Here is a 24,859-nt window from a genome sequence, read left to right on the forward strand (position 1 = left end):
CGGCCGCATTCCGCCCGTTTTTTGTCTTGCCCCGCCGTGACGCCACACACCCACACCCCCTCCCCGACCGACGCCGACACCCGGCGTGCCACGCTCATCGGACTGTGCGCGGTGCTGTGCTGGAGCGCCATGGTCGGCCTCATGCGCAGCGTCACCGAGGCCCTCGGACCCGCGGGCGGCGGCGCGCTGCTGTTCACCACCAGCGCGCTGCTCGTGACGCTCGCACGCGGATGGCCGCGGCTGCGCGATTTTCATCCGGTGTACCTGGTAGGCGGCGGCGCGCTCTTCGTGGCCTACGAGGCCTGCCTCGCCCTGTCTATCGGCTATGCCCATACGCGCGCCCAGTCGCTCGAACTCGGGATGATCAATTATCTGTGGCCGTGCCTCACGCTGGTGCTGGCGGTGCTGTGCGGTCAGGCACGCGCCAGCGCGTGGATCTGGCCCGGCGCGCTGCTCTCGCTGGCCGGCATCGTCTGGGTGCTCAACGGCGACGGCTCCGCCTCGATCACGCGGTTTGTCGCCAACCTGCAGGACAACCCGGTGGCCTACACGCTGGCCTTCATCGCGGCCGGCCTGTGGGCCTGCTATTCGGTGCTCACCCGCCGCTACGGCCGCGGCCAGAATGGCGTGCCCGTGTTCCTCTGGGGCGCGGCCCTCGTGCTCTGGATCAAGTACGGCCTGAGCGCCGAGCCCGCGCTGCACATGACCCCCGGCGCGCTCGCGGAGGTCGCGCTGCTGAGTCTGCTCACGGCCACGGGCTACAGCTGCTGGAACCACGGCGTGCAGCACGGCAACATCGCCGTGATGGCCGCGGGCTCGTACTTCACGCCCGTGCTGTCGGTGCTGTTGGCGAGCCTCTGGTTGCGCACGCAACCCACGCTGGGCTTCTGGCAGGGCGTCATCATGGTCACCGCGGGCTCGCTCATCTGCTGGCGTGCCACCCGCCGCTGACCGCGCCCGACCTCATAAGCAGCGCGGCGGCGGCACGCCCCCGCGCTCCGCCGGAAAGACATGCGCGCACAGGTGGTCGACCAGGGCCCGCACCTTGGGCGACGGGTGCTTGCTGGCCGGCCACAACACGTAAAACACGCCGGTCCAGCTGACCTCGTCGGGCAACACCGCGCGCAGCTTGTCCTCGGCCAGCAGGTGCGCCACCGAAAAGTCCGGCAGGAACGCGATGCCGAGCCCCCGCTGCGCGAAGCACACGCGCGTCTCGAGATTGTTGGCGATCATCGTGGTCGGCAGGGCCAGCTCCAGGCCGGCCGCGGCGCCGACCGTCGGCCACGGCTCGAGCTTGCCGCTCGTGGAGTAGCGAAACTGCAGGCAACTATGACCGGCCAGCTCGGCGGCCGTGCGCGGCGTGCCGCGCCGGGCCAGATAGTCGGGAGAGGCCACCAGCACGGAGCGATACTCGCCCAGCTTGCGCGCCGATAGCCGCGAATCGCTGGGATGACCCGCGCGCACCACGGCATCGAAGCCCTCGTCGATGACGTCGACGATGCGGTCAGTGAAGTCGAGGTCGAGTTCGATGTCGGGATAGGCCCGCATGAAGTCGCCCAGCACCGGCAGCACCAGCGAACTGACCAGCGGCAGGCTCACCCGCAGACGGCCGCGCGGCGCCGCCGCGCGCTGCGACAGCTCGTGTTCGGCGGCCTCGATCTCCGCCAGAATGCGGCGGCTGCGCTCCAGAAACAGGGTGCCTTCGGCGGTGAGGCTGACGCTGCGTGTGCTGCGATGAAACAGCCGCACGCCGAGCTTTTCTTCGAGCCGGGCCACGCTCTTGCCGACCGCCGAGGCCGACACGCCCAGTGCCCGCCCGGCGGCCACGAAGCTGCGCGCCTCGGCCACCTGAACGAACACCATGAAGCCGTTCAAGCTGTCGATGATGCGCCTCCATTACGGACACCAGTGGCCGCACAACGAGGAACTGTACCCTACTTTTTCTTTAATCCGTGGCTCTCTATCGTGACGGTCCTGATTCACCGAACGAGGCTGCACCATGCACCATCCCCCGCATTTCCCGCGCGCCATCGCGTCCGACCTCTCCGCGCGCGAGGTCCGCCCATGAGCGCCGCGCCCGCCAATCGCCTGCCGTGGGGCGCCCTGCTCGCCATGGCCATGGGCGCCTTCGTCACCATCCTGACCGAGGCGCTGCCGGCCGGCCTGCTGCCGCAGATGGCGGCGGGCCTGGGTGTTTCCGAGGCCATGGCCGGACAGACGGTCACGATCTACGCCGTCGGATCGCTCGCCACCGCCATTCCGCTTACCGCAATGACGCAAGGCCTGCGCCGTCGTGGGCTGCTGCTGGCCGCGCTGGCCGGCTTCGCGATCGCCAACGGCATCACGACGGTGTCGCCCTGGTACGGACTCACCATGGTGGCGCGCTTCGTCGCGGGCGTGGCCGCCGGCTTGCTGTGGGCGCTGCTGGCAGGCTACGCGGCGCGCCTGGTCGCGCCTCACCTCAAGGGCCGTGCGATCGCGGTGGCCATGGTCGGCACGCCGCTCGCGCTCTCGCTCGGCGTGCCGGCCGGCGCGTGGCTGGGCACCCTGATCGGCTGGCGCGGCTGCTTCGCCATCATGAGCATCGTGGCCCTGGTCCTGATCGTCTGGGTGCGGCTCAGCGTGCCGGACTTCCCGGGGCAGACGCGGGGCGCGCGCGCCTCGCTGCGGGACGTGCTGCGCCTGCCGGCCGTGCGGCCCGTGCTGTCCGTGGTCCTCGCCTACGTGCTCGCCCACAACATCCTCTACACCTACATCGCGCCGTTCCTGGCCGACGCGGGCCTGCCGGGCCATACCGACCGGATCCTGCTGGTGTTCGGGCTCGCCTCGCTGCTGAGCATCTGGATCGTGGGCACCTGGATCGACGGCCGCCTGCGCATGCTCACGCTGGCCAGCACCCTGCTGTTCGCGGCCGCCACCCTCGCGCTGGGCGTGGCCGGGCGTGACCCAACGGTGATCTATGTCTCGGTGGCGCTGTGGGGACTGGCGTTCGGTGGGGTCGCGACCCTGCTGCAGACGGCGCTGGCGCTCGCGGCGGGCGAGCACGCCGACGTGGCGCAGTCGATGCTCGTGACCTCGTGGAACAGCGCCATCGCAGGCGGCGGCCTGGTGGGCGGCCTGCTGCTGAACCAATGGGGCGTGGCCGCGTTCCCGCCAGTGCTGCTGGTGTTGCTGGCCGCCGCGTTGGCCGCCATCGTGTTCGGCTGGCCGCGCGACCGCGCCACCGCCGCGGTCTGCGTCAACGCGCTGCATTGAGGCCGCGCCGTCGCACGGGCGGTCCGGCAGCGGGTCGCCCGTCCGGGCCCGGGGGGCCGGGGGCCGGACAGCGGGGCCGTCACCGTCCCTCTGATATATTCTGCCGCCCGGCTGAACGCCGCCTGACTACGCTTGAGGCTCCATGTCCCGCAAGAACCTGCTCGTCTCGCTCGCCACGCTGTGCCTGTTCACCGTGCTCACCGCGCTCTTGTGGCGTCAGCACTTCGCATCGATGCCGCCGCTCTTGCGCGACCTCATGGGCGGCGAGCAGGATCCCAGCATCCATGTGATGGGCGACTCACCGCAGAAAGATGCCATCGCCATCCGCCAGATGGCGGCCGCGGCCGAGCGCGGCGATCCGGGCGCCCAGTTTCTGCATGCCCTCACGCTCGAGCCCGTGGACATGACGGAAGCGCTGCGCTGGCACCGGGCTGCGGCCGACCAGGGGCACGAGATGGCCTTCGCCCGCCTGAAGGAAATCGAGGCGCTCGAAGCGAGCCGGGCGCAGGATGCGCAGGCGCCGGGCGGGCAGCCGGCCGGATCGTGATCCGCCCGGCCGCGCGCCGGCTCAGCGCACCGGACCCGGCTTGGCGCCGACGTCCTTGCGCACCTTCGCCACGTCCGAGGCCTTGACCGGCGCCGCCTGGTTGCCCCAGCTGCTGCGCACGAAGGTGACCACCTCGGCCACCTCGGCATCGTTCAGGCGCCAGTCGAAACCGGGCATGCCGTAAGCCGTCGGCGCGGCCTGCGTGGCCGGCATCTGGCCGCCCTTGAGCACGATGTGAATGAGCGACGTGGGATCGCTGGAGTTCACGGTCGAGCTCAGCGCCAGCTGAGGGAAGGTCTCGGCGTAGCCCTTGCCCGTGCTGCGATGGCAGGCGGCGCAGTTGTTGAGGAACTGCATGGCGCCATTGCTGGTGTCGCCACCGGTGCGCAGCGCCTGCGCGGCCTTGTCGTCGTAGCTCGGCTTGCGGGTGTCCTTCGCGTCGACGGGCTTCAGGCTCTTGAGGTAGGCCGCCATCGCGTTGAGGTCTTCATCGCTCAGGTGCTGGGTGCTGTCGGCAACGACCTGCGCCATGCCGCCGAACGCAGCGGAGTGCGCGTTGCGACCGGTCTTGAGGAAGGCCACGATGTCTTGCTGCGACCAGCTGCCCAGGCCGTCCTTCGCGTCGCCGCGCAGGTTCTTGGCCAGCCAGCCTTCGATCACGCCACCCGACAGGAAGGCGGTGCCGTCGGCGTCGGTGAGGGCTTTTTCCTGGAGGCCCACGCCGCGCGGCGTGTGGCAGGCGCCGCAATGGCCCAGGCCTTCGATGAGGTACTTGCCCCGCAGCATCACCGCCTGGTCGCCGGCCGGGGCCGACGCGGGCACCGGATCCGCCGGCGTGCCGCCTTCGGCGACGTCGGGCGCGTAGACCCAGCGCCACATCGCCAGCGGCCACCGCATCGAGAGCGGCCAGACGATGTCGGTGTCGCGGTTTTCCTGGCGCACCGGCGCCACGCCCTGCATGAAGTACGCGTACAGCGCCTTCACGTCGTCGGGCGAGACCTTGGCGTACGAGGTGTACGGCATGGCCGGATACAGGGTGTGCCCGTCCTTCGCGACGCCGTGGCGCACGGCACGGTCGAAGTCCTCGAGCGTGTAGTTGCCGATGCCGGTGTCCTTGTCCGGCGTGATGTTGGTGGAATAGATCATGCCCAGCGGCGAATCCAGGCCCAGGCCGCCGGCGTAGGGCTTGCCGCCCTTCACCGTATGGCAGGCCACGCAGTCGCCGGCACGAGACAGGTATTCGCCGCGCTTGATGAGCGCCGCGTCGGCGCCGTCGGCGGCCCAGGCGGGCGCGCTCGCGGCCACGCAGGCCAGCGCGATGAGGGTATGTTTGATCATGTTGCGCATCCTCATCAGGCCTGGGCCAGCGGGCCGGGGTTCTTCAGGTACTGCTCGCGGATGGCCTTGGCCGACCAATAGGCCAGCGCACCGACCAGGCCGGTGGGGTTGTAGCCCATGTTCTGCGGGAACACGCATGCGCCCATCACGAACACGTTGGACACGTCCCAGCTCTGCAGATACTTGTTGACCACGCTCTCGCGCGGGTTGGTGCCCATGATCGCGCCGCCGGTGTTGTGGGTGCTCTGATACAGCCGGGTGTCGTAATGCGCGCCCTTCTTGCGGGTGGCCACATACACCTTCTCGTGCTTGATGGCCTTGCCCACTTCCTCCATGCGCTTGCCCATGTAGTCCAGCATGTCGAACTCGTTGTCATGCCAGTCGAAGGTCATGCGCAGCAGCGGCTGGCCGTAGGCGTCCTTGTAGGTCGGGTCCAGCGACAGGTAGGCGTCGCGGTACGACATCACCGAGCCCGAGATGCCGATGGTCATGTAGCGCTGATAGGTGTCCTGCACGTTGGCTTTCCAGGCCGAGCCCCAGCTGGGCGTGCCCGGCGTGGTGGGGGTCTGCTTGATGGGCCGCCCGCCGTAGCGCACGTGCCGGATGCTGGCGCCGCCCAGAAAACCCAGCGGACCGTGGTCGAACTGGTCGCCGTTGAGGTCGTCCATCGAGACGCCGCCCGCGCCCGTGCCCACGAAGGGATTGAGTTGCGTGCCCTTGGGCAGCAGCACGTTGACCGCGCCGTTCATCTGATAGGCGTAGTTTTTGCCGACGGTGCCCTCGCCCGTCTGCGGGTCGTAGGGCTTGCCGATACCCGAGAGCAGCAGCAGGCGCACGTTGTGCATCTGGTACGCGGTGAGGATCACGAGGTCGGCCGGCTGGTCGATCTCCTGCCCCTTCTCGTCGATGTAGGTCACGCCCACGGCCTTCTTGCCGGTGGAATCGAGATTGACCTTGACGACGTGCGAGCGCGTGCGCAGTTCGAAGTTCGGCTTCTTGAGCAGCACCGGCAGGATGGTGGTCTGCGGCGAGGCCTTCGAATACATGTAGCAGCCGTAGTTCTCGCAGAAGCCGCAAAAATTACAGGGGCCCAGGCGCACGCCGTAGGGGTTGGTGTACGGACCCGAGGCGTTCGAGGCGGGCGCCGGATACGGATTGAAGCCCACCTCGCGCGCGGCCTTTTCGAACAGCTGCGCGCCCAGCGTGTTGGCCAGCGGCGCAAGCGGATACTCCTTGCTGCGCGCGCCCTCGTGCGGGTTACCGCCCTCGACGATCTTGCCGTTGAGGTTGCCCGCCTTGCCCGAGGTGCCGCAGACGTATTCGAAATGCGTGAAGTGCGGCTCGAGTTCGTCGTACGTGACGCCGAAATCCTGGATGGTCATGCCCTCGGGGATGAACTTCTTGCCGTAGCGCGTTTCGTAGCGCGTGCGCAGCTCGAGCTCTTCGGGCAGCGCACGGTAGTGCATGCCGTTCCAGTGGAAGCCCGCGCCGCCCACGCCATTGCCCAGCAGGAAAGAACCATGCTGCCGATACGGTACGGCGACATCGTTGACGCCGTGCCGTATCGTCACGGTCTCTTTGGAGAGATCCTGGTAGAGCTTGCCGCGCACCGAATAGGCCAGCTCGTCGAGCACCTTCGGGTATTCGGCATCGGTGGGCGTGTCCTGCATGCCGCCGCGCTCGAGCGCCAGCACGTGCATGCCCGCATCCGTGAGCTCCTGGCCCAGGATCGCGCCGGTCCAGCCGAACCCGACCAGCACCACATCGACTTTTTCTTTTTTGATTGCCATGATTCAGCCCTTTTCGCCGGAGATGGACACGGGGCCGTACGGATACTTGGCGTTGGGCTGGTCGGTCCAGTCCATGAAATCGCCGCGCGCGCCCGGAAAGCCCACGAGTTTCCAGCCCACCATGTGCTTGTTGCCGCCGTACATCGGGTCGGCGAAGAAGCCCTCTTTGGTGTTGCCCAGCAGCGTGCTGAAGAACGTGGTGGCGGGCACCTTCTCGAGCTTGATCTTGTTGCCCTGCAGGTCATGCAGGATCTGCTCCTGCACGGCGCGATCGAGTTCGGCAAAGACCTTGCCGTGCTTGTCGCGGCTCCAGGCGTTCAGGCTGGCGATGCCATTGCGGTAGATGTCGCGCGGGCTCTGGTCGAGCTGGTAGCCCATCTCGGGCCGCTGCTCGGTGTTGAACGGGCCCTGCATGTACCAAAGCTTGCCATGACCGTACGGCTCTTCCATCTGGCGGTCGATGAACTCCGGCACGCCGGCCGCGACGGCGCCGGGGCCGAGGTCGTCGGCGGGAATCAGATGATCGACAGCGGCGCCGATGAAAGCCCACTCCTCGGCATTGAAGTACGTGGGCTGATAGGGCTTGGCCTGTGCCGGGCGCGAGCCCGTGTCGCTGCTACAGGCCGTTTGCGAGACCACCATGCCGCCCGCGAGGGTGGTGGCGGGCACGAGCGCTACCGCCTGCTGCAGAAAGCGCCTGCGCGGCCGCGTGTCTTGTGTCATGAGACTCCTCCGTGAGTATTCCTGGTTGTCACCGTCCGCATGGGACGCGCAATGCCGGAAACACGAACCGCCGAGCCGGTGACAACGAATGCGGCCTGCCGCCGCGCGGCCTCGCCGCGCCGCCTGCAGGCAGCCGCCTCCCTGAATGGAAGGCCGCTGCGATTATGCGCGCCGGAAACTGACGGAGTCCTTTATGCCATGTCGGTCCACATGTCGGTCCACATGTCGGCCCACATGTCGGCCCGCAGGCGGCCCGATCGTTGCGCGCGCATCGAACCGCGCATCGCACCGCGCAACGACGACCGCGTGCGCGCATCCGCGGCCACGAATGACTCGGGGCCGGCATGGCCGGCCCCGAGGGATGCTGCGTTGCACGCCCTTGCGGGCGGCCTGTCATTCTTCCATGGTATCCAGGTTGTGGTACTTGCGGCCCAGCTCGACATTGGCGCGGTAAAAGCCCGCCTTGCTGCCGCAGTCGTAGCGTTCGCCCTCGTACTGATAACCGAACACGGAACGGTCGCGCATCATGGCCGCGATGGCGTCGGTGAGCTGGATCTCGCCGCCCACGCCGGCCTGCGTACGGCGCAGATACTTGAAGATCTGCGGCTCGAGCACATAACGGCCCACCACGCCCAGGCGCGACGGTGCCTCGCTCGGCTTGGGCTTCTCGACGATGCCGCTCACGTCCATCAGGCGCTCGTCACGCATCCGGCCGGACACGATGCCGTAGCGGTCGGTGTGTTCCGGACGTACCGGCTGCACCGCCAGCACGCTGCCACCATGGCGGCGCGCCACTTCCACCATCTGCGCCGTGACCGGCGTGTCGGCATCGATCAGGTCGTCCGCCAGCAGCACGGCGAACGGCTCGTTGCCGACGATGGACTCGGCGCACAGCACGGCGTGGCCCAGGCCCAGCGGCGCGGACTGCCGCGTGTAGATGCAATTCACATGATCGGGCAGCACATTGCGCACCGCTTCGAGCAACTCCGTTTTGTTTTTGGACTCGAGCGTGAGTTCGAGTTCGGGCACCCGGTCGAAGTGATCTTCGATGGCGCGCTTGTTGCGCCCCGTGACGAAGATGATTTCCGTGATGCCAGCCGCGACTGCCTCCTCGACCGCGTACTGGATCAGCGGCTTGTCGACGACAGGCAGCATCTCTTTCGGCATGGCTTTGGTGGCAGGCAGGAACCGCGTGCCCAACCCGGCTACCGGAAACACGGCCTTGCGCACCGGCGGCAGGGCCAAGGACGAGTTTGCGGCCGTAGCCGCGTTGGAACGATCCGTGGACATCGAAAACTCCTGAAGCGTTCATGGGAACGCCACGGCGACGAACGCGACGACTCGTGGCGATCGGCAGCGAATCCCGATGCGGGGCGCCGATGCGGCGGTATAGCAACTTCCGTGCCCGGGCATGGCGATTGCTCCAGGGGCGTGGTCGGCGACCGCGCGTCGCCCCCACTTTCGCCCTTTTCCTGGAGACAGCCTCATGACCCGTTCCTACTCGCGTTTCGCAAATCTGCGCACGCTGGCGCTCGGCGTGGCGGTCAGTTCGGCACTGACCCTGGCCCCGCAGGCCCATGCCCAATCGCAGAGCCAGCCCGCCTCGACCGGCGCCAGCGCCGCGCATGACAAGGCGGTCGGGCAACTGGCGGGCGCCGACAAGGACTTCCTGGAAAACGCCGCCCAGTCGGGCCATTTCGAACTCGAGGGCAGCAAGCTTGCGCTGACCAAGTCGTCCAATGCCGATGTGAAGGCGTTTGCCCAGAAGATGGTGGATGACCACGGCAAGGTCGGGGCCGAGCTCGCGGCGCTCGCGAGCAAGAAGGGTTACGAGGCCCCCACCGGCCCGTCTCTTATGCAACAGGCCAAGCTCAAGACGCTCGATATGAGCGACGACGGGTTCGACAAGCGCTATGCCGAGATGATCGCCGTCACCGCCCACGAAGACGCGGTCACCCTGTTCCGCAAGGCCAGCGAAGAGGCCAAGGATCCCGAGGTGAAGGCCTTCGCCGCCAAAGTGCTGCCGACGCTGAAGGAGCACCTGACGCAGGCGCAGGCACTGCAGAGCAAGGTCGGGGGCAAATAAGCGGCGGCCGATGCAGGATCACGCCGGCCGGCGGGTACGCCGGCCGCCGGATTCGCCGGCCGCCGGATACGCCGGCCGCCGGATTCGCCGAGTAAGCGCTCAGACGAAGCGCTGCAGCGCCTCTTCCCCGGTCATGCCGGGCGTGACGCCCAGCGCCACCGCGGCCGGCGACACCGCCGAAATGACCGTCCCGCGCATGTCTTCGAACGACGACACGCCGGAGACAATCGCGATGGCCTCGCCCGTCTTCTCGAACGTGGCCGGGTTGAGATAGCCGCAGGCCAGCATGCCCTGGCTGCCCACCAGCATCAGCAGCGGGCGCTTGAGTTCGATACGGACTTGCTGAAAAGCGGAAAGATCGACGGACATGAGGCGAGAGCTCCTGGGACGGCGTGCCGCGAAGGACGACACAGCCGGGATCATAAGCCACGTCAAGCCACGCCCCCGCGCCGGCGCCCTGCCCTTAACGCCCCAGGCCGGCGCGCAGCACGTCCGGCGTGAACGGCGGCGCGCGCCAGCGCAGCCCGGTGGCGTCGAACAGGGCATTGGCGACGGCGGCCGCGCCGGGCACCGACGCCGACTCCCCGCCGCCCATGGGCGGCTCGTCCTGACGCGGCATCAGCACCACCTCGATCGGCGGCACCTCGCTGAAGTCCAGGATCGGATACGCGCCCCACTCGCGGCTGCGCACGCCCTGCTCGTCGAACTGCACACGCTCCTTGAGCACGCGGCTGAGGGTCTGCAGCACATTGCCATGGATCTGATGCCGCACGCCGTCGGGGTTGACCATCATGCCGGTGTCCTGCCCCACCACCACGCGATCGACGCGCACCCGCCCCCGGACCGGGTCGACCGCCAGGTCCACCACCCACGCCGACCACGCGGCGCCGAAGCCCGGAAAACGGCTGTGCACGTAGCGCGCATAGGCCACGCCGCGTCCGCGCAGGCAGCCATCGGCCTGTGCCGTGCCGCGCGATCCGGCTTCGCCGCGCCACCCGGCGTGCGCCGCCACCGCGGCCAGCAGCTCGCGCGCGCGGCTGTCGTCGAGATGGTCGAGGCGGTATTGCACCGGATCGGCCTGCGCCCGCTCGGCCAGCTCGTCGATGAAGCAATCATGGGCGAACGAATTCGGCAGGGCCGACACGCCCCGCAACCAGGCAGACCGCACGATCGCCGGCACATCATGGCATCCCACCCGCAGCGCCGGGTACCGGTACGGCGGTACGGCGGTGCGATCGCCCATCTCGAGCGTGCGCGGCCCCGCGTCGACCCTGCCGGTCAGCAGCAGGGCGAGCAGCGGCGCGTCGTTGGAGGGATAGCGGGTGTCGAAATCGCAGGCCGCCAGGCGGCCTTCGGCGTCGATCGCGCCGCGCACCTGCATCAGCTGGGCGGCGCCCTTCGGCTCCCACACATGCTCCTGCTCGCGCGATAGTTGCACGCGCACCGGTGCGCCCACGGCCCGGGCCAGCAGCGCCGCGTCGGCGCCCACGTCGTCGGCGCAATTACGGCCGTAGCAGCCGGCGGCCTCGAGCCGCACGATCTCGATCCGGTCCTCGCCGATCCCGAGCAGGCGGTCCAGGTCGATGCGCAGCATGTGGGGATTCTGCGTGCCGGACCAGACGGTCAGCCGGTCTTCGTCCCAGCGCGCCACCGCGCACGACGGCCCGATCGAGGCATGCATCTGGTACGGCCAGACGTAATCGGCCGCCAGCGTGCGAGCCTGGTCCGTGGCCGCGGCATTCAGCACGGCATCGACATCGCCTTCGCTGCGCAGCGGCCGGTGCACGGCCGGAATGGCCCGCAGCGCCGCCGCCAGATCGTCCAGCGCCGGCGCGGGTGGCACCGGCGCCCATTGCACCCGCAGCGTCCGGGCGGCGCGCATGGCCTGCTCTTCGCGATCGGCCACCACGCCGACGAAGTCGCCCTGCACCACCACCTGCACGTGGCCGGGCAGATGCCGCACGGAGGCTTCGTCGACCTGCAGCAGGCTCTTGCCCACGAAGGCGCCCGCATCGCGTCCGGCATAGGGCGGCCGGATCACGCGGCCATGGCGCATGCCCGGCAGGCGCACGTCGTGGACGAAGCTGAGCACGCCGGTCGCCTTGGCCGGGATGTCGACCCGCGCCACGGCGCGGCCCACGACGCGGTGTTCGTGCGCGGGCTTGAGCCGCACCTCGATGTCGGGCGCGGCCACGCGCAGATGCGCGCCGCCGCCCGCCAACACCTGCCAATAATCGGTGGTGACGCCGTCGGGCCCGCGCAGGACGCCGTCATCGACGCGCAGCGTGGCCGCCGCCACGCCCAGGCGTTCGGCCGCGCGGGCGACCAGCCAGGCGCGAGCCTGGGCCGCGGCACGCCGCAAGGGCACCGCGGAAATCTGAATGCTGGCGCTCGCAATGGTCGGCCCCTGGTTGGGCGCGGCATCGGTGTGGCCGAGCACCATTTCGACACGTTCGAACGCCACGTCCAGCTCTTCGGCCACCAGCTGGGCCAGCGCGGTCCGAATGCCGGTGCCGAGGTCGACGTGCCCATTGAAGGCCAGGACACGGCCATCGGCGCGGATCGCCACGAAGATATCGGGAAGCGTCGGAACATAATCGGAAGCCGCGCCGGGCTGGCCCGGCGCCGGCCGGACGCCGGGCGCGGGATCGCGCAGCACCAGCAGCGCATCCGGGGCGCGCAGCAATGCCGCATGCAGGGCGCGCGGCGCAGGCAGCGCGCCCTGCTGCGCCGCCGCGTCGCGATCGCGCGTCGGCGTCGGCAGCGGTGCCGCGGGTCGGTCCATGGTCGCGCCCGCTCAGCGCGCCACGGCCGCCAGCGCCTCGGCCAGCGGCATGACGGCGGCATACTTCTGCCGCATGTCGAAGAGATTGGCGTCGTGCGGGCCGATCGCGCGATCTCCCACGCAATCGCTCACCACCAGCGGCCGGAAGCCCGCCGACATCGCGTCGACCACGCTGGCGCGCACGCAGCCGCTGGTGGTGCAACCGGCCACCAGCAGCGTCGCCACGCCGCGCTGCGCCAGCCAGGCCGCGAGCATGGTGCCGTAGAACGCCGAGGGCGTGCTCTTGCGCACCACATACTCTCCATGACGGGGCGCGAGCTGCGGCACGATCGCACTGGCCGGACTATGCTCCTTGAGCGTCAGCATGCCGGGCACCTTGAGACTGAAGATGTTGCCGTCGGCGTCGTCGTCGGCATACACGATGCGGCTGTGCGCCACCGCCCATCCGGACTGCCGGGCATGCGCCAGCAGACCCTCGGTGCGCGCGATGGCCTGCGGAATGTTGCCGCCCCCGAACTGCGCCGGGTCGGCGAAGCCGTTGACGAAGTCCACGATCAGCAGCCCGAACGGCGCCACGAGCGAGAGATCGTTGCCAAAGCCCTGGCGGGCATACGACTCGATGTCGCTGGCGGGTTGGTTCATGATTTTCCCCGAAAGCCGGTCTGCGCCGGCGAGTTGTCAGAATAGATCAATCCAGGACTTTGCCGTCGCGCACCACTTCCGTGCCGTCGAGCCGCACGGTGCAACGGCGCAGCGGGATGTCGATATGGCAGGCGGTGGTGCGGTCGCCGCCCGCCTCGTTGTTGGGCCCCAGCGAAAACAGGAAATTGCCCTCGAACGCCCGGGCATCCATGCCGATCGTGGCCTCGCGGTCGTACAGGCCGAGCGTGGTCCAGTGCGCGCGCGGCTGCAGGCCCCAGCCGATATGCGAGATCGCATATGCCTCGGGATCCTTGAACGACGCCACATACTCGCTGAGCAGCTCGGCATCGACGCCGCCTTCGATCCGGGTGGCGTAGCCGTTCTCGACCGTCAGCACGATGGGTTGCGACGCGTAGCGCTTCTGCGGCAAGAGGATGTCGCCCGCGTCGATCACGATGGTGCCGCGCGCCCCACCTTCGTTGGGCCACGTCAGCGCAAAGCCACTGGGCCAGTGATCCCAGCGGCCCGGCTCGTCGACGAAGCCGTATTCGCTGATGGCCGGAAACTCGCCCATCGGGCAACGCAGATCGGTGCCGCCCGGCGAGGTCACGTGCATCTCGCGCGCGGCGGTGATGCGGGCGGCGGCCGCCTTGACGCGTTCGCGGTCGGCCTCGGTGGGCACCAGGCGCGCCAGCACCTCCGGCGGTTCCACGGCCAGCAGGATCTTGGTACCGGTCTGCAGGATCTCGTGCTGCTCGGGCGAGAACAGCAGCGTCATCAGGTCGAGCACCAGATCGCTTTCCTTGAGCGCGGCGATCGCGGCCTTGTTGCCCGTGAGCGGCGTCGTGCCCAGGTAGGCCAGGGCATCGCGCGAGAGCGCCTTCTCGCCGTTGACGGGCGGCAGGTCGAGGCGGTTCACGATCGCGCCCATCGACTGCGTGGCGATCAGGGCCGTGGACAGCGTCTGCGGATGCGTCGCGGCGCTGGTGAGGATGGTCACCGTCTGCCCGGCCTCCAGGCGCGACAGGCGCAGCACTTCCTGCCACGCCCTGACCATTTCGAAATCGCTTACCGGCATCGTGGTTCTCCTCGTTCAGGCGGGCAGGCGCGCACCCAGAAAGTCGCCAAAGGCAGCATAAAAGCCGGACTCGTTATCCCACGGGATCATGTGGCCGGCCGCCGGCACGCGGGTGTGCAGCGTGCCCGGCGCCAGGCGCTGGATTTCGGCCACGTCGTCATCGAGCACGACGTCGCCGCGCTCGGCCGTCATCAGCAGGCGCGGCACCCGCACCTGGGGCAGATCGGCGTGGACATCGGTGCTGTGGAACTCGTCGAAGCTCTGCAGAATGGCGCGTTCGTCGCAGGTGTGCAGCCACTCGGCGCGCAACTGCCGCTGCTCGAGCGTCCAGCTCGGGCAGTAGGCCAGCATCTCGTCGGCCGACATGCCGCGGCGTGCCGCCGCCATCGAATCCACGTACCAGGGCAGCTTCGCCGGATACGCGCGCCGGCCGGGCCCCGACACCGGGGGATCCACCATGACGAGGCGCGCCAGACCCGCCGGCTGGCCGCGCGCGGCCCGGATACCGATGCGCGCGCCCATCGAATGGCCCACGACGCTGTAGCGCTCGAGCCCCAGGGCCCGGGCGAACGCGATCAAGTCGGCCGCCTGCGCGTCGAGTCCGTAGTCCAGTTCGGCGCCGGCCTGCGACAGCCCGCGGCCACGCACGTCCAGCACATAGGTGTCGAACACCTGGCCGAAGCGCTCCGCGACGAAGCCCCAGGTGATGGCCGGGCTGGTGATGCCCGGCACGATGATGACGGGGTCGCCGGTGGCGTGGTCTCCGCCATAACGCAGGTAATGCTGGCGGATGCCGTTGGCGTGCACGTTACCGCCATGCAGGAAGGTGCTCATCGCTCGCTCCTCAGTACGCGCCGGACAGCAGCGCGCCGGCGCCCGGCACCACCGGGTCGAGCCGCAGCGATTTAAGGATGGCGTAGGTGGTCGCGGCCGCGGCCGTGATCACGGGCTTGCCCGTCATGGCCTCGACCTGCGCGATGGCCGCCAGCGACGGCATCTGCACGCAGGCCGACAGCACGATCACATCGGCGTCGGCCACGTTCATCTGCGCCACGATCGCGGGCAGCCGGGCCGGGTCATGGCGCCCCACCTCGAGATTGTCGGGAATTTCGAGCGCGCGGTGGTCCACCACCTCGTAGCCCTCGTTGCGGATGTAGTCCACCACCAGTTCCGTGAGCGGCTTCATGTAGGGCGCGACCACGGCCACGCGGCGCGCGCCCATCACCTTGAGCGCATCGACCAGCGCGCCGGCGCTCGTGATGACCGGCGCATCGGCGCCATTGGCGGCGGTGTGGGCCTGCAGCCGCTTTTCGGAGACGCGGTGATACCCGTGGCCCATGGCCATGATGGCGACGAGGCAGGCATAACCGAGCACGTCCACGCGCGCATCGCTCAGCTCGACGGCGCAGCGGTCGGACTCGGCGTCCATGGCCGCCAGCTCTTCCTTGACGACCTTCTTCATGCGCATGCGGCTCGAATGGAAGGTGAAGCGTTCGGGCCGGATCTGCAGGCGCGCGTTGAGCATCGCCGGAATCTCGGTCTCCATGGTGGTGTTGGAACTCGGCACGATCTGGCCGATGCGGTAGGGTCGGTTCAAGGCCATTGCTCCTCGAGGGCACACAACAGGAACGGGTCGGGCGGCATACGAGAGACCGCCGCTTATTCAATGTATACGCTCTATTCTTGCAGCTTGAGCCGGACCACGCAAGGCCCGCGAAAGGCGCTGCGCCAAACGCTCTCTCATCTAGGGTAAACCCTGGATATCTAGCACTTTATTCGTGCATCGCGTGCACGCTTACGGGGCATATTGCAGTGCGCCAACAAAGCTTGTTTACCGCCAATATTTGAGCGTGTACACTTTTTCTCCCATGAGCGCGATCCACCGCGGAACCGCCCCATCCAGGAGAATCAACGTGCAAGGCAAACCCAGAATCGCTATCGTCGGCGCCGGGCTCGGCGGCACCGCGGGCGCGGCGCTCATGGCGCGCGCCGGTTTCAATGTCCGCCTCTACGAACAGGCCCCGGGCTTCTCGCGCCTGGGCGCGGGCATCCACCTCGGGCCGAACGTCATGAAGATCATGCGGCGTATCGGCATCGAAGACGAGCTCAACCGCCAGGGTTCGCACCCCGACGCCTGGTACAGCCGCGACTGGCAGACCGGCGAAGAACTCGCCCGCATTCCGCTCGGCGACTACGCTGTCTCGCACTATGGCGCCACCTATCTCACCGTGCACCGGGGCGACTTCCATGCCCTCATGACCGCGGCCCTGCCGCCGGGCGTGCTCCACTTCGGCAAACGCCTCACGCAGGTCGAGGACACCGGCGACTGCGTGCGCCTGAGCTTCGCCGACGGCAGCACCGACGAGGCCGACATCGTGATCGGCGCCGACGGCGTCAACTCGCGGCTGCGCGAACATCTGCTCGGCGCGGAGTTGCCGAAGTACACTGGTTATGTCGCGCATCGCGCGGTCTTTCCCACGCCCATCGACAGCGGCACCCTGCCCTTCGACATGTGCGTGAAATGGTGGTCCGACGACCGCCACATGATGGTGTATTTCGTCACGAGCAAGCGCGACGAGATCTACTACGTCACCGGCGTGCCCGAAGACCAGTGGGACATGAGCAAGAGCTGGGTGCCCAGCAGCAAGGCCGAGATGCGCGAGGCTTTCGCCGGCTGGCATCCCACGGTGCAGGCGCTGATCGAGGCCACCCCCGAAGTGTCCAAGTGGCCGCTGCTCGAACGCGATCCGCTTCCGCTCTGGAGCCGCGGCCGCATCGTCCTGCTGGGCGATGCCTGCCACCCCATGAAGCCGCATATGGCGCAAGGCGCGGCGATGGCGATCGAGGATGCCGCCATGCTGACGCGGATCTTCGAGCAGACCGGCCTGGACGACCACGCGGCCGCGTTCCGGCTCTACGAAGACAATCGCGCGGCCCGCGCCAGCCGGGTGCAGCTCGTCTCGCACAACAACACCTGGCTGCGCACCAACGAGAATCCCGATTGGTGCTTCGGCTACGACGTGTTCGAGGTGCCGCTGTCCGAAGGCAAGCGCGCCGCGGCATGAGGCTCCGCGCCGCCGGGCGCGCACCCGACCCAGGGCTAACCCCTGTGGCCGCGCGCCCGGCAGCCCGGATAATTTCCGGCGGCGCCCGTGTCCGGCGCGCCCGCCACCCGAGCAGCCCGTCTTCCACGCCGTGACCGATCCCACCCCCGCCCTGGATCTCGCCATCAATGCCTCCGCCTGCACGACGGAGGCGACGCCCGACACGCCGCTGCTGTACGTGCTGCGCAACGACCTGTGCCTGAACGGGCCCAAGTTCGGCTGCGGCCTCGGCGAGTGCGGCGCCTGTACCGTGCTGATCGACGGCGTGGCGGCGCGCAGCTGCGTGGTGCCGGTGGCCGCGGTACGCCACCATCACGTGACGACGCTCGAAGGACTCGGCACGCCGGACGCGCCCGGCCCGGTGCAGCGCGCATTCATCGATGCCCAGGCCGCGCAGTGCGGCTATTGCATGAACGGCATGATCCTGACCATCCACGCGCTGCTGCTGCGCAACCCGGCGCCCACCGACGCCGACATCCGCCGCGAGCTGCGCCACAACCTCTGCCGCTGCGGCACGCATCTCGAGATCCTGCAGGCGGCGCATCTGGCGGTGCGCTACTGGGCCGAGGATGCCGCGGCGAGGACGTCCGCATGAGCCTGCGCCTCACGTCCACGACGGACCTCGCGCCGCCCGACGGACCCGCGCTCGCGCACGGCGTGCTGCTGCTGCCGCCCCACCCCACCTGGGACGCCAGACGCTACACCGGCCCGCGTGCGGGCGACCTCGATGCCAGTGCGCTGCAAGGCCTGCCGGGCATGCCCCGGCTCATACAGCATCACAATCTGGTGGCCGTGATCGCCACGCGGCCCGACCACGCGCGCGCGGCGGCCGCGCGGCTCGCGGTGCCGTGGCGCACGCCCGGCGCCGCGCCGCAGCGAGCGCGAGCCGAGGACGACGCCCGCGACGGGCCGGCGCCGCTTGCCGAAGCGCACTACCGCTGGCCGCTGGCCGGCGCGGACCACGCCGCCTGCTGGGCCATCGCGTGCCCCGGCCCCGACGGCCTGACGGTGTGGTCCTCCTGCCCGGCGGACCGCTTGCGCACCGAGCTGACGGCCCTCCTCGACCTGCCCGCCACCCGCCTGCGCCTGCTCCCCAATGGCGTCCGCCAGGATCCCGGTGCCAACGACAGCGTGGCGCTCGACGCCGCCGCCGTGGCCGCCCTGCTGTCGTTGCATGCGCAACAGCCGGTGCGCGTGGACGGCGCGGACCTGTGGCTGCCGCACGCGAGCGCCGTCGGCGTGAGCGCACGGCTCGAGCGCGGCGCGGGCGACGCGCCGGGCCCGCTGATTCTGCACACCGACGGCGCGGCGACGCCGCGGCCCTCGCTGGCGCGCCTGCTCGCCCACGATATCGTGGGCGCGCCGCCCGGCGACGCGCCGCCCTACCGCGGCGGCGTCGTCGCGCCGCTCACCGGGCCGGTGTCGCTCGGCAGTCTTGCCGATGCCCGCGGCGCCTTGCGGGCCGCGCAGGTGTTCGCGCAGGAGTCGCTGCAGGATGAAGCGGCGGACGCGTCTCGCGCCGACCCGGTGGCCTGGCGGCTGGCACAGCTCGACGACCCGCGCGGCGCCGCGCTGATCCGCAGCGTGGCCGAACGCGCCGGATGGCAAGACGGCCAGCCGAGTACGTGGGCAGCCGGTCCGCGGCAGGGCCGTGGCTTCGCCTATGCCAGCGTCATCGACGACAGTACCGAACCGCCCACGCGCAACTGGGCGGCCTGGGTCGCCGACGTGACCGTCGATCCCAGCGACGGCGCCGTGGCCCTCACGCGCGTGGTCGTGGGCCACGACACCGATACGCTGCACGTCCCGGCCGTCGCCGCCGACCGCATCACCACCGACATCCACGACCAGACGCAGCGGCTGCTGCGCGCGCCCGCGGGATTCGACCAGCCCGAGGGCGCGAGCCCGTTGGCATCCGTCGACCCGAAGGCGCACGCGCTGGCCGCGCCGCGCGTCGATCTGGTCGGCGGCGCCGGCACGCTGGCGCCGCCGCGCGACCTGCAGTGGTCCGACGCGGCCGCCCTGCCCGCCGCCGCCGCGGTGGCCAATGCGGTGTATGCCGCCACCGGCGTGCGGCTGCGTGAACCGCCCTTCAACGGGCCGGCCGCACGCGCCCAGCTCGCGGCGCCCCACGCATCGCGTTCGGCGCGCCGCGCCACCACGGCCTGGCTGGGCGGCATCGCCGCGGCAGCATGCGGCCTGGTGGCGATGGCGTGGCCCTGGAAGGCCGCCATCGCGCCGGTCGACGCCCCCGACCTCTCGCTCTATTCGTCGGCCGCCATCGAGCGCGGCCGGCTGGTCGCCGCCGCCGGCGACTGCATCGTGTGCCACACCGCCCCGGGCGGTCAGCCCAACACGGGCGGGCTGGCCCTCGATACGCCGTTCGGCACGATCTACACCACCAACATCACGCCCGACCGCGAGACCGGCATCGGCGCCTGGTCGTATGCGGCGTTCGAGCGGGCCATGCGCCAGGGCGTGCACCGCGACGGCCGCCAGCTTTATCCGGCCTTTCCCTACACCGCGTTCGCGCGCCTCACCGACGGCGACATGCAGGCGCTCTACGCCTATCTGATGTCGCAGCCGCCGGTGGCGCACGTCCCGCCGCCCACCGAACTGGCGTTTCCGTACAACCTGCGTCCGCTGGTGGCGGGCTGGAACGCCCTGTATCACGACGCGGGCGTGTATCAGCCCGATCCGACCCAGACCCTGCAATGGAATCGGGGCGCTTACCTGGTGCAGGGCGCGGGCCATTGCGGCGCCTGCCACACGCCGCGCAACGCGCTCGGCGCCGAACGCACCGGCGCGGCCTACCTCTCGGGTGGCGTCGCCGAAGGCTGGGAAGCGCCCGCGCTCAATGCCTTGTCACGGGCGCCGGTGCCCTGGAACGAACAATCGCTGTATGCCTATCTGCGCACGGGCGCCTCGGCCGAGCATGGCGTCGCCGCGGGCCCGATGGCGCCGGTGATCCATGGCCTGTCGGCCCTGCCCGACAGCGACGTGCGGGCGATCTCGGTGTACCTGGCCTCGCTGCAGGCACCCGCCGAGGCGGCGGCCTTGCCCGATGCCGCGCAGCGGATCGCGCGCCTCGAGCAGGCGAGCGCCGCCGACGCGCGCGTGTTTCCGGCGAACGGCGAACGTCTGTATCAGGGCGCCTGCGCGGCCTGCCACGAGACCCGCGATGCGCCCGCCCTGTTCGGCGCCCGCCCCTCGCTCACACTCAACACCAATCTGCACAGCGCACGGCCGGACAATCTGGTGCAGGTGATTCTGAACGGCATCGCCGAGCCGGCCGATGCGGCGCTGGGCACGATGCCGGGCTTTCGCGACAGCCTCGATGATGCGCAGGTGGCCGATCTGGTGGCCTATCTGCGTGCGCGCCACGCGCCCGATCAGCCGGCCTGGGAAGACGTGGCCGCCACCAGCCGGCGGCTGCGCGCCGCGCACGACGGCGCGGCGGCTCAGGCGTCGAACGTCACCTCGACGGACGCGGCGCTGCGGCGCGCGGGCCCGTGAAACACGGCTTCGATATTGTTGCCGTCGGGATCGAGCACGAAGGCGCCGTAATAGCCCGGGTGGTAGGGCCGCTCGCCGGGCGCGCCGTTGTCTTTGCCGCCGGCGGCAAGCGCCGCCTGGTGAAAGGCCTGCACCATGGCTTCGTCACGCGCCTGAAAGGCCAGATGATGGCGGCCGGTGAGCTGGCCGCAGGCGGCCTGACTGTCGGCGCTGGAGACGAATAGCTCGTCGACCCAGAAATAGTCGTCGCCCTCGCCGCCCCAGGGCACCTCGAGCGCCTGAAACACGGCTTCGTAGAAGGCTCGGCTGGCCGCCAGATCCCGCACCACGAGCTGGATGTGGTCGATCAGACGGCCGCGATGCAACGAGAGGGTTTCCATGGTCGGTCTCCGTAGGGAATGCGCGCCAGCTCCGCGCCGGCGCGCCTACGGACCATCGTAACCTCAGACCGTGAGGTAGGCGCGCCGGACCTGTTCGTTGTCGGCGAGCTCGGCCATGGAGCCGGTGTACCGGATCTGGCCTTTCTCGAGCACATAGACGCGGTCGGACACGAGCTCGGCGAAGTGCACGTTCTGCTCGGACAGCAGAATGCTCGCGCCCTGCGCCTTGAGCTCCAGAATCATCTGCGCCATCTGCTCCACGATCACCGGCGCCACCCCCTCGGACGGCTCGTCGAGCAGCACCAGGAACGGATTGCCCATCAGCGTGCGCGCGACGGTCAGCATTTGCTGCTCGCCCCCGCTCATCTGCCCGCCCGGCCGGTCCTGCATCGCGCCGAGGTTCGGGAACAGCGTGTAAAGCGCCTCGGGCTGCCAGTGCCGCGCGGGCGAGCCGTCGGGCCAGGTGCGCGGCGGTTGCCGCCCGACCTCGAGGTTTTCGGTCACGCTCAGGTCGGTGAAGATGCGGCGGTCTTCGGGCACGAAGCCCAGCCCGAGCCGCGCGATTTCGTAAGGCTGCAGGCCGGCGATGTCGCGGCCCATGAACGTGACCTCGCCGCGCCGGCGCGCCAGCAGGCCCATGATGGCCTTGAACGAGGTGGACTTGCCCGCCCCGTTGCGGCCCATGAGCGCGACGACCTCGCCACGGCGCACGTCGAGATCGACGTCGAACAGGATGTGGGCGGCGCCGTACCAGGCGTTCAGACCACGCACGGACAGCAGCGGTTCGGCCGCGGTGGCGACCGCCGCGGTATCGACCGCCGCGGTGGCGACCGCCCCTGCCACGGGCGCGGACACGGCTTGCGGGGATTCGGCGACGGCACTCATGCGGCGGCTCCTGCGGCGGTTTTCTCGAAGGTCTTGCCGGTGCCGAAATACACTTCCTGCACCTTGGGATGATTGCGGATCTCCTGGGCACCGCCCTCGGCGATCAGCCGGCCGCGCGCCAGTACGATCATGCGATCGGCATAGGCGAACACCACATCCATGCTGTGTTCGGTAAAGAGCACGGCCATGCCGCGATCGACCACCAGCTGCTTGGTCAGCGCCATCAGTTCGTTGCGCTCCTTCGGCGCCATGCCGGCCGTGGGCTCGTCCATCAGCAGCAGCTTGGGATCGTTGGCCAGACCCATCGCCAGCTCGACGCGTTTGACGTCGCCGTAGGCCAGCTCGCTGCACGGCCGCTCGGCCTGGTCGCGCATGCCCACCTGCGCCAGCAGGTCGAGCGCCTCGTCGCGATACTGCCGCCCGGCGCTGCTGCCGATCGAAAACACGCGGCGATGATGCGACAGCAACGCCATCTGCACATTCTCGACCACCGTCAACGAGGCGAACGTGGCCGCGATCTGGAAGGTGCGGCCCACGCCCAGCCGCCAGATGTCGCGCGGCTTCATGCCCACGAGCTCATGGCCGCCCAGGCGCACCGAACCGGCGGTGGCGGGCAATTGGCCGCCCACCATATTGAAGGTGGTCGACTTGCCGGCGCCGTTCGGCCCGATCAGTGCCAGCAGCTCGCCGGCGGCCAGATCGAAGCTGATGTCGTCCACGGCCTTGACGCCGCCGAAGGCCTTGCTCAGGTTTCTGACTTGCAAAAGACTCATGCCTGCTTCTCCCGCGGACCACCGACGAACGCGCCGCCCTTGCCCTTGCCCGAATCGCCGCGCGGGGCACGGCGCGCGTCCCACGCCTGCGCCACCTGGCGGCAGAAGCCCGCGATGCCTTGCGGGAACACCAGCACCAGCAGCAGGATCACGCCGCCAAAGAGCGCACGCCAGTATTCGGTGGCGCGCATCACGTAGTCTTGCAGCAGATTGAAGGTCGCCGCGCCCACGATCGGACCGACCAGGGTCTGGATGCCGCCGAGCAGCACCATCACCAGACCATCGACGGACTTGCTCACCGCCATCGCATCCGGCGAAATGCTGCCCTTCGAGAACACGAACAGCGCCCCGGCCAGCCCGGCGAAGAGCCCCGACATCACGAAGGCCATCCATTGCACGCGCTTGACGTCGATACCGATCGCATCCGCGCGCAGGGCCGAATCGCGGCCGGCACGCAAGGCATAGCCGAATGGAGAAAACAGCACGCGCCGGATCGCCACGACCGCCAGCGCCACCAGCACCAGCGCCGCGTAATAGAACGCGTTGCCCGACAGCCATTCGGCCGGCCAGACGCCGATGATGCCGTTCGAGCCACCGGTGAAGTCGTCCCACTGGAACACGACCGACCACACGATCTGCGAAAACGCGAGCGTGAGCATGGCCAGATACACGCCGGAGAGCCGCACGCAAAACCAGCCGAACACCAGCGCCCCCAGCCCTGCGGCGAGCGGCGCGAACAGCAGCGCGGCCTCCATGGGCAGGGACGCGGCCTTCAGCAGCAGCGCCGCGCCATAGGCGCCCAGCCCGAAATACGCCGCGTGCCCGAAGGAATGCATGCCGCCCGGCCCCATCAGGAAATGCAGGCTCACGGCAAACAGCACGGCGATCAGGATGTCTTGCGTGAGCACCACGGCATAGGGCAGCACGTGGTCCAGCAGCGGCAATACCGCCAGCGCGATCAGCAGCGCCACGGCCCAGCCGCGCAGACCGCGGCCCGCGGGCCGCAGCGGCGCCTCGACCGGCGCGGAGTTGCGGCTCGCGCCCTGCGGCCGTCCGAACAGGCCCCACGGCCGGAACACCAGCACCAGCGCCATGAAGAGGAACTCGACCACCAGCGTGAGCTTGGAGAACGAAATGGTGATGCCGAAGATCGACACCGTGCCGATGAAGATGCACAAGGCCTTGATCTCGGCCACGATCAGCGCCGCGACATAGGCCCCCGGAATCGAGCCCATGCCGCCCACCACCACGATGACGAAGGCATCGCCGATGACGCGCAGATCGAGCCCCAGACTGGCCGGTTCGCGTGGCAATTGCAGCGCGCCGCCGAGGCCCGCCAGCATCGCGCCGAGCGCGAACACGCCGGTGAAGAGCCAGGCCTGGTTCACGCCCAGCGCGCCGAGCATCTCGCGGTCTTGCGTGGCGGCACGCACCAGCGTGCCCCAGCGCGTGCGAGTGAGCATGAGCCAGAGCAGCCCCAGCACCACCGGCCCGATCACGATCAGCACGAGGTTATAGACGGGGTATTGCCGGCCGAACAGGCTGATGGCGCCCGTGAGGCCCGGGGCACGCCGGCCCAACAGGTCTTCGGCGCCCCAGATCCAGAGTGCCGCGTCGTTGATCACCAGCACCAGGGCGAAGGTGGCGAGCAGCTGGAACAGCTCGGGCGCCTTGTAGATGCGCCGCAGCAGCACCACCTCGATGGCCGCGCCGATCGCGCCCACGGCCAGCGCCGACGCCATCAGGCCGAACCAGAAGCCGAGCGCGGTGCCCCCCACCCGCTCGACCACCGAATACGCCACATAGACGCCCAGCATATAGAGCGACCCGTGGGCGAAATTGACGATGCGCGTTACGCCGAAGATCAGCGACAGACCCGCCGCGACCAGAAACAACGACGACGCTTCGGCCAGGCCGTTGAGCAACTGCGCCAGAAAACCCGTGAGATCCATGACAC

General features: G+C 69.4%; 22 protein-coding genes. 7 read left to right on the forward strand and 15 right to left on the reverse strand.

All coding sequences use genetic code 11. From position 1 onward, the window contains the following. The first annotated feature begins 36 nt into the window (after positions 1-36). Positions 37-951: an aromatic amino acid DMT transporter YddG gene (yddG, locus tag CAL25_RS11505; protein ID WP_094800083.1), complete on the forward strand. Its 915-nt coding sequence runs from the start codon at positions 37-39 to the stop codon at positions 949-951. Positions 952-963: 12 nt separating this feature from the next. On the opposite strand, the gene CAL25_RS11510 is transcribed toward yddG, so the two are convergent. Beyond that, entirely contained in the window at positions 964-1,884 is a 921-nt protein-coding gene (locus tag CAL25_RS11510) for a LysR family transcriptional regulator (RefSeq protein WP_094800084.1), read from the reverse strand. A 180-nt stretch (positions 1,885-2,064) separates the two neighbouring features. Between CAL25_RS11510 and CAL25_RS11515 the strand changes: the two genes are divergently transcribed. Beyond that, positions 2,065-3,255, forward strand: coding sequence for an MFS transporter (locus tag CAL25_RS11515; protein ID WP_094800085.1), 1,191 nt, complete (start codon positions 2,065-2,067; stop codon positions 3,253-3,255). A gap of 142 nt (positions 3,256-3,397) precedes the next feature. Beyond that, positions 3,398-3,802 (forward strand): sel1 repeat family protein, encoded by a 405-nt coding sequence (locus tag CAL25_RS11520; protein WP_212590902.1) that lies wholly within the window; start codon positions 3,398-3,400, stop codon positions 3,800-3,802. Between the two features lie 21 nt (positions 3,803-3,823). On the opposite strand, the gene CAL25_RS11525 is transcribed toward CAL25_RS11520, so the two are convergent. The 4 genes from CAL25_RS11525 to galU form a co-directional block, all read right to left on the reverse strand. Continuing rightward, on the reverse strand, positions 3,824-5,140 hold the full coding sequence (locus CAL25_RS11525; protein WP_094800274.1) for a cytochrome c: 1,317 nt from the start codon (positions 5,138-5,140) through the stop codon (positions 3,824-3,826). Positions 5,141-5,154: 14 nt separating this feature from the next. Further along, entirely contained in the window at positions 5,155-6,930 is a 1,776-nt protein-coding gene (locus CAL25_RS11530; RefSeq protein ID WP_094800086.1) for a GMC family oxidoreductase, read from the reverse strand. Positions 6,931-6,933: 3 nt separating this feature from the next. Beyond that, complete coding sequence (locus tag CAL25_RS11535; RefSeq protein ID WP_094800087.1) at positions 6,934-7,653, reverse strand: gluconate 2-dehydrogenase subunit 3 family protein; 720 nt, start codon at positions 7,651-7,653, stop codon at positions 6,934-6,936. Between the two features lie 393 nt (positions 7,654-8,046). Beyond that, positions 8,047-8,892, reverse strand: a complete 846-nt coding sequence (galU, locus tag CAL25_RS11540) for a UTP--glucose-1-phosphate uridylyltransferase GalU (protein ID WP_094800276.1) — start codon at positions 8,890-8,892, stop codon at positions 8,047-8,049. Between the two features lie 247 nt (positions 8,893-9,139). On the opposite strand from galU, the gene CAL25_RS11545 reads away from it, so the two are divergent. Next, the gene (locus CAL25_RS11545; protein ID WP_094800088.1) at positions 9,140-9,739 is read left to right on the forward strand and encodes a DUF4142 domain-containing protein; all 600 of its coding nucleotides are present in this window, start codon (positions 9,140-9,142) and stop codon (positions 9,737-9,739) included. 99 nt (positions 9,740-9,838) lie between these two features. On the opposite strand, the gene CAL25_RS11550 is transcribed toward CAL25_RS11545, so the two are convergent. The 6 genes from CAL25_RS11550 to CAL25_RS11575 form a co-directional block, all read right to left on the reverse strand. Continuing rightward, a complete protein-coding gene (locus CAL25_RS11550) occupies positions 9,839-10,108 on the reverse strand; it encodes a YunC family protein (protein ID WP_094800089.1) in 270 nt (89 codons plus the stop codon). A gap of 94 nt (positions 10,109-10,202) precedes the next feature. Next, on the reverse strand, positions 10,203-12,524 hold the full coding sequence (locus tag CAL25_RS11555) for a xanthine dehydrogenase family protein molybdopterin-binding subunit (protein ID WP_094800090.1): 2,322 nt from the start codon (positions 12,522-12,524) through the stop codon (positions 10,203-10,205). A gap of 12 nt (positions 12,525-12,536) precedes the next feature. After that, a complete protein-coding gene (locus tag CAL25_RS11560) occupies positions 12,537-13,166 on the reverse strand; it encodes an isochorismatase family protein (protein WP_094800091.1) in 630 nt (209 codons plus the stop codon). Between the two features lie 46 nt (positions 13,167-13,212). Then, positions 13,213-14,244 carry a 2,5-dihydroxypyridine 5,6-dioxygenase gene (locus tag CAL25_RS11565; RefSeq protein WP_094800092.1) on the reverse strand — a complete coding sequence of 344 codons (1,032 nt, stop codon included), beginning with the start codon at positions 14,242-14,244 and terminating at the stop codon, positions 13,213-13,215. Between the two features lie 15 nt (positions 14,245-14,259). Next, positions 14,260-15,078 (reverse strand): alpha/beta fold hydrolase, encoded by an 819-nt coding sequence (locus CAL25_RS11570; RefSeq protein WP_094800093.1) that lies wholly within the window; start codon positions 15,076-15,078, stop codon positions 14,260-14,262. A gap of 10 nt (positions 15,079-15,088) precedes the next feature. Beyond that, positions 15,089-15,841: a maleate cis-trans isomerase family protein gene (locus CAL25_RS11575; protein ID WP_094800278.1), complete on the reverse strand. Its 753-nt coding sequence runs from the start codon at positions 15,839-15,841 to the stop codon at positions 15,089-15,091. Between the two features lie 316 nt (positions 15,842-16,157). On the opposite strand from CAL25_RS11575, the gene CAL25_RS11580 reads away from it, so the two are divergent. From CAL25_RS11580 to CAL25_RS11590, 3 genes are all read left to right on the forward strand, one after another. Further along, the gene (locus CAL25_RS11580; RefSeq protein WP_094800094.1) at positions 16,158-17,309 is read left to right on the forward strand and encodes an FAD-dependent monooxygenase; all 1,152 of its coding nucleotides are present in this window, start codon (positions 16,158-16,160) and stop codon (positions 17,307-17,309) included. A 130-nt stretch (positions 17,310-17,439) separates the two neighbouring features. Then, complete coding sequence (locus tag CAL25_RS11585) at positions 17,440-17,943, forward strand: (2Fe-2S)-binding protein (protein WP_094800095.1); 504 nt, start codon at positions 17,440-17,442, stop codon at positions 17,941-17,943. Beyond that, positions 17,940-20,864 (forward strand): cytochrome c, encoded by a 2,925-nt coding sequence (locus CAL25_RS11590; protein WP_094800096.1) that lies wholly within the window; start codon positions 17,940-17,942, stop codon positions 20,862-20,864. The genes CAL25_RS11585 and CAL25_RS11590 overlap by 4 nt, the downstream gene beginning before the upstream one ends. Here the strand turns inward: CAL25_RS11590 and CAL25_RS11595 are convergent. From CAL25_RS11595 to CAL25_RS11610, 4 genes are all read right to left on the reverse strand, one after another. Then, positions 20,810-21,244: a VOC family protein gene (locus CAL25_RS11595; protein WP_094800097.1), complete on the reverse strand. Its 435-nt coding sequence runs from the start codon at positions 21,242-21,244 to the stop codon at positions 20,810-20,812. The genes CAL25_RS11590 and CAL25_RS11595 overlap by 55 nt on opposite strands. Positions 21,245-21,307: 63 nt before the next feature. After that, positions 21,308-22,129 carry an ABC transporter ATP-binding protein gene (locus tag CAL25_RS11600; protein ID WP_094800098.1) on the reverse strand — a complete coding sequence of 274 codons (822 nt, stop codon included), beginning with the start codon at positions 22,127-22,129 and terminating at the stop codon, positions 21,308-21,310. Then, complete coding sequence (locus CAL25_RS11605; RefSeq protein ID WP_094800099.1) at positions 22,126-22,902, reverse strand: ABC transporter ATP-binding protein; 777 nt, start codon at positions 22,900-22,902, stop codon at positions 22,126-22,128. The genes CAL25_RS11600 and CAL25_RS11605 overlap by 4 nt, the downstream gene beginning before the upstream one ends. Continuing rightward, complete coding sequence (locus tag CAL25_RS11610; RefSeq protein WP_094800100.1) at positions 22,899-24,854, reverse strand: ABC transporter permease; 1,956 nt, start codon at positions 24,852-24,854, stop codon at positions 22,899-22,901. Before CAL25_RS11610 ends, CAL25_RS11605 begins: the two co-directional genes overlap by 4 nt. Positions 24,855-24,859: the final 5 nt, after the last annotated feature.

This window comes from Bordetella genomosp. 5, from assembly GCF_002261315.1.
GTDB lineage: Bacteria > Pseudomonadota > Gammaproteobacteria > Burkholderiales > Burkholderiaceae_B > Bordetella.

What these genes read in the sequence shown, in the direction of transcription:
- CAL25_RS11515 (WP_094800085.1), top strand. Translation starts at nt 2,065, where the DNA reads ATGAGCGCCGCGCCCGCCAATCGCCTGCCGTGGGGCGCCCTGCTCGCC.
- CAL25_RS11520 (WP_212590902.1), top strand. Translation starts at nt 3,398, where the DNA reads ATGTCCCGCAAGAACCTGCTCGTCTCGCTCGCCACGCTGTGCCTGTTC.
- CAL25_RS11525 (WP_094800274.1), bottom strand. Translation starts at nt 5,140, where the DNA reads ATGATCAAACATACCCTCATCGCGCTGGCCTGCGTGGCCGCGAGCGCG.
- CAL25_RS11530 (WP_094800086.1), bottom strand. Translation starts at nt 6,930, where the DNA reads ATGGCAATCAAAAAAGAAAAAGTCGATGTGGTGCTGGTCGGGTTCGGC.
- CAL25_RS11535 (WP_094800087.1), bottom strand. Translation starts at nt 7,653, where the DNA reads ATGACACAAGACACGCGGCCGCGCAGGCGCTTTCTGCAGCAGGCGGTA.
- CAL25_RS11545 (WP_094800088.1), top strand. Translation starts at nt 9,140, where the DNA reads ATGACCCGTTCCTACTCGCGTTTCGCAAATCTGCGCACGCTGGCGCTC.
- CAL25_RS11550 (WP_094800089.1), bottom strand. Translation starts at nt 10,108, where the DNA reads ATGTCCGTCGATCTTTCCGCTTTTCAGCAAGTCCGTATCGAACTCAAG.
- CAL25_RS11555 (WP_094800090.1), bottom strand. Translation starts at nt 12,524, where the DNA reads ATGGACCGACCCGCGGCACCGCTGCCGACGCCGACGCGCGATCGCGAC.
- CAL25_RS11560 (WP_094800091.1), bottom strand. Translation starts at nt 13,166, where the DNA reads ATGAACCAACCCGCCAGCGACATCGAGTCGTATGCCCGCCAGGGCTTT.
- CAL25_RS11565 (WP_094800092.1), bottom strand. Translation starts at nt 14,244, where the DNA reads ATGCCGGTAAGCGATTTCGAAATGGTCAGGGCGTGGCAGGAAGTGCTG.
- CAL25_RS11570 (WP_094800093.1), bottom strand. Translation starts at nt 15,078, where the DNA reads ATGAGCACCTTCCTGCATGGCGGTAACGTGCACGCCAACGGCATCCGC.
- CAL25_RS11590 (WP_094800096.1), top strand. Translation starts at nt 17,940, where the DNA reads ATGAGCCTGCGCCTCACGTCCACGACGGACCTCGCGCCGCCCGACGGA.
- CAL25_RS11595 (WP_094800097.1), bottom strand. Translation starts at nt 21,244, where the DNA reads ATGGAAACCCTCTCGTTGCATCGCGGCCGTCTGATCGACCACATCCAG.
- CAL25_RS11600 (WP_094800098.1), bottom strand. Translation starts at nt 22,129, where the DNA reads ATGAGTGCCGTCGCCGAATCCCCGCAAGCCGTGTCCGCGCCCGTGGCA.
- CAL25_RS11605 (WP_094800099.1), bottom strand. Translation starts at nt 22,902, where the DNA reads ATGAGTCTTTTGCAAGTCAGAAACCTGAGCAAGGCCTTCGGCGGCGTC.
- CAL25_RS11610 (WP_094800100.1), bottom strand. Translation starts at nt 24,854, where the DNA reads ATGGATCTCACGGGTTTTCTGGCGCAGTTGCTCAACGGCCTGGCCGAA.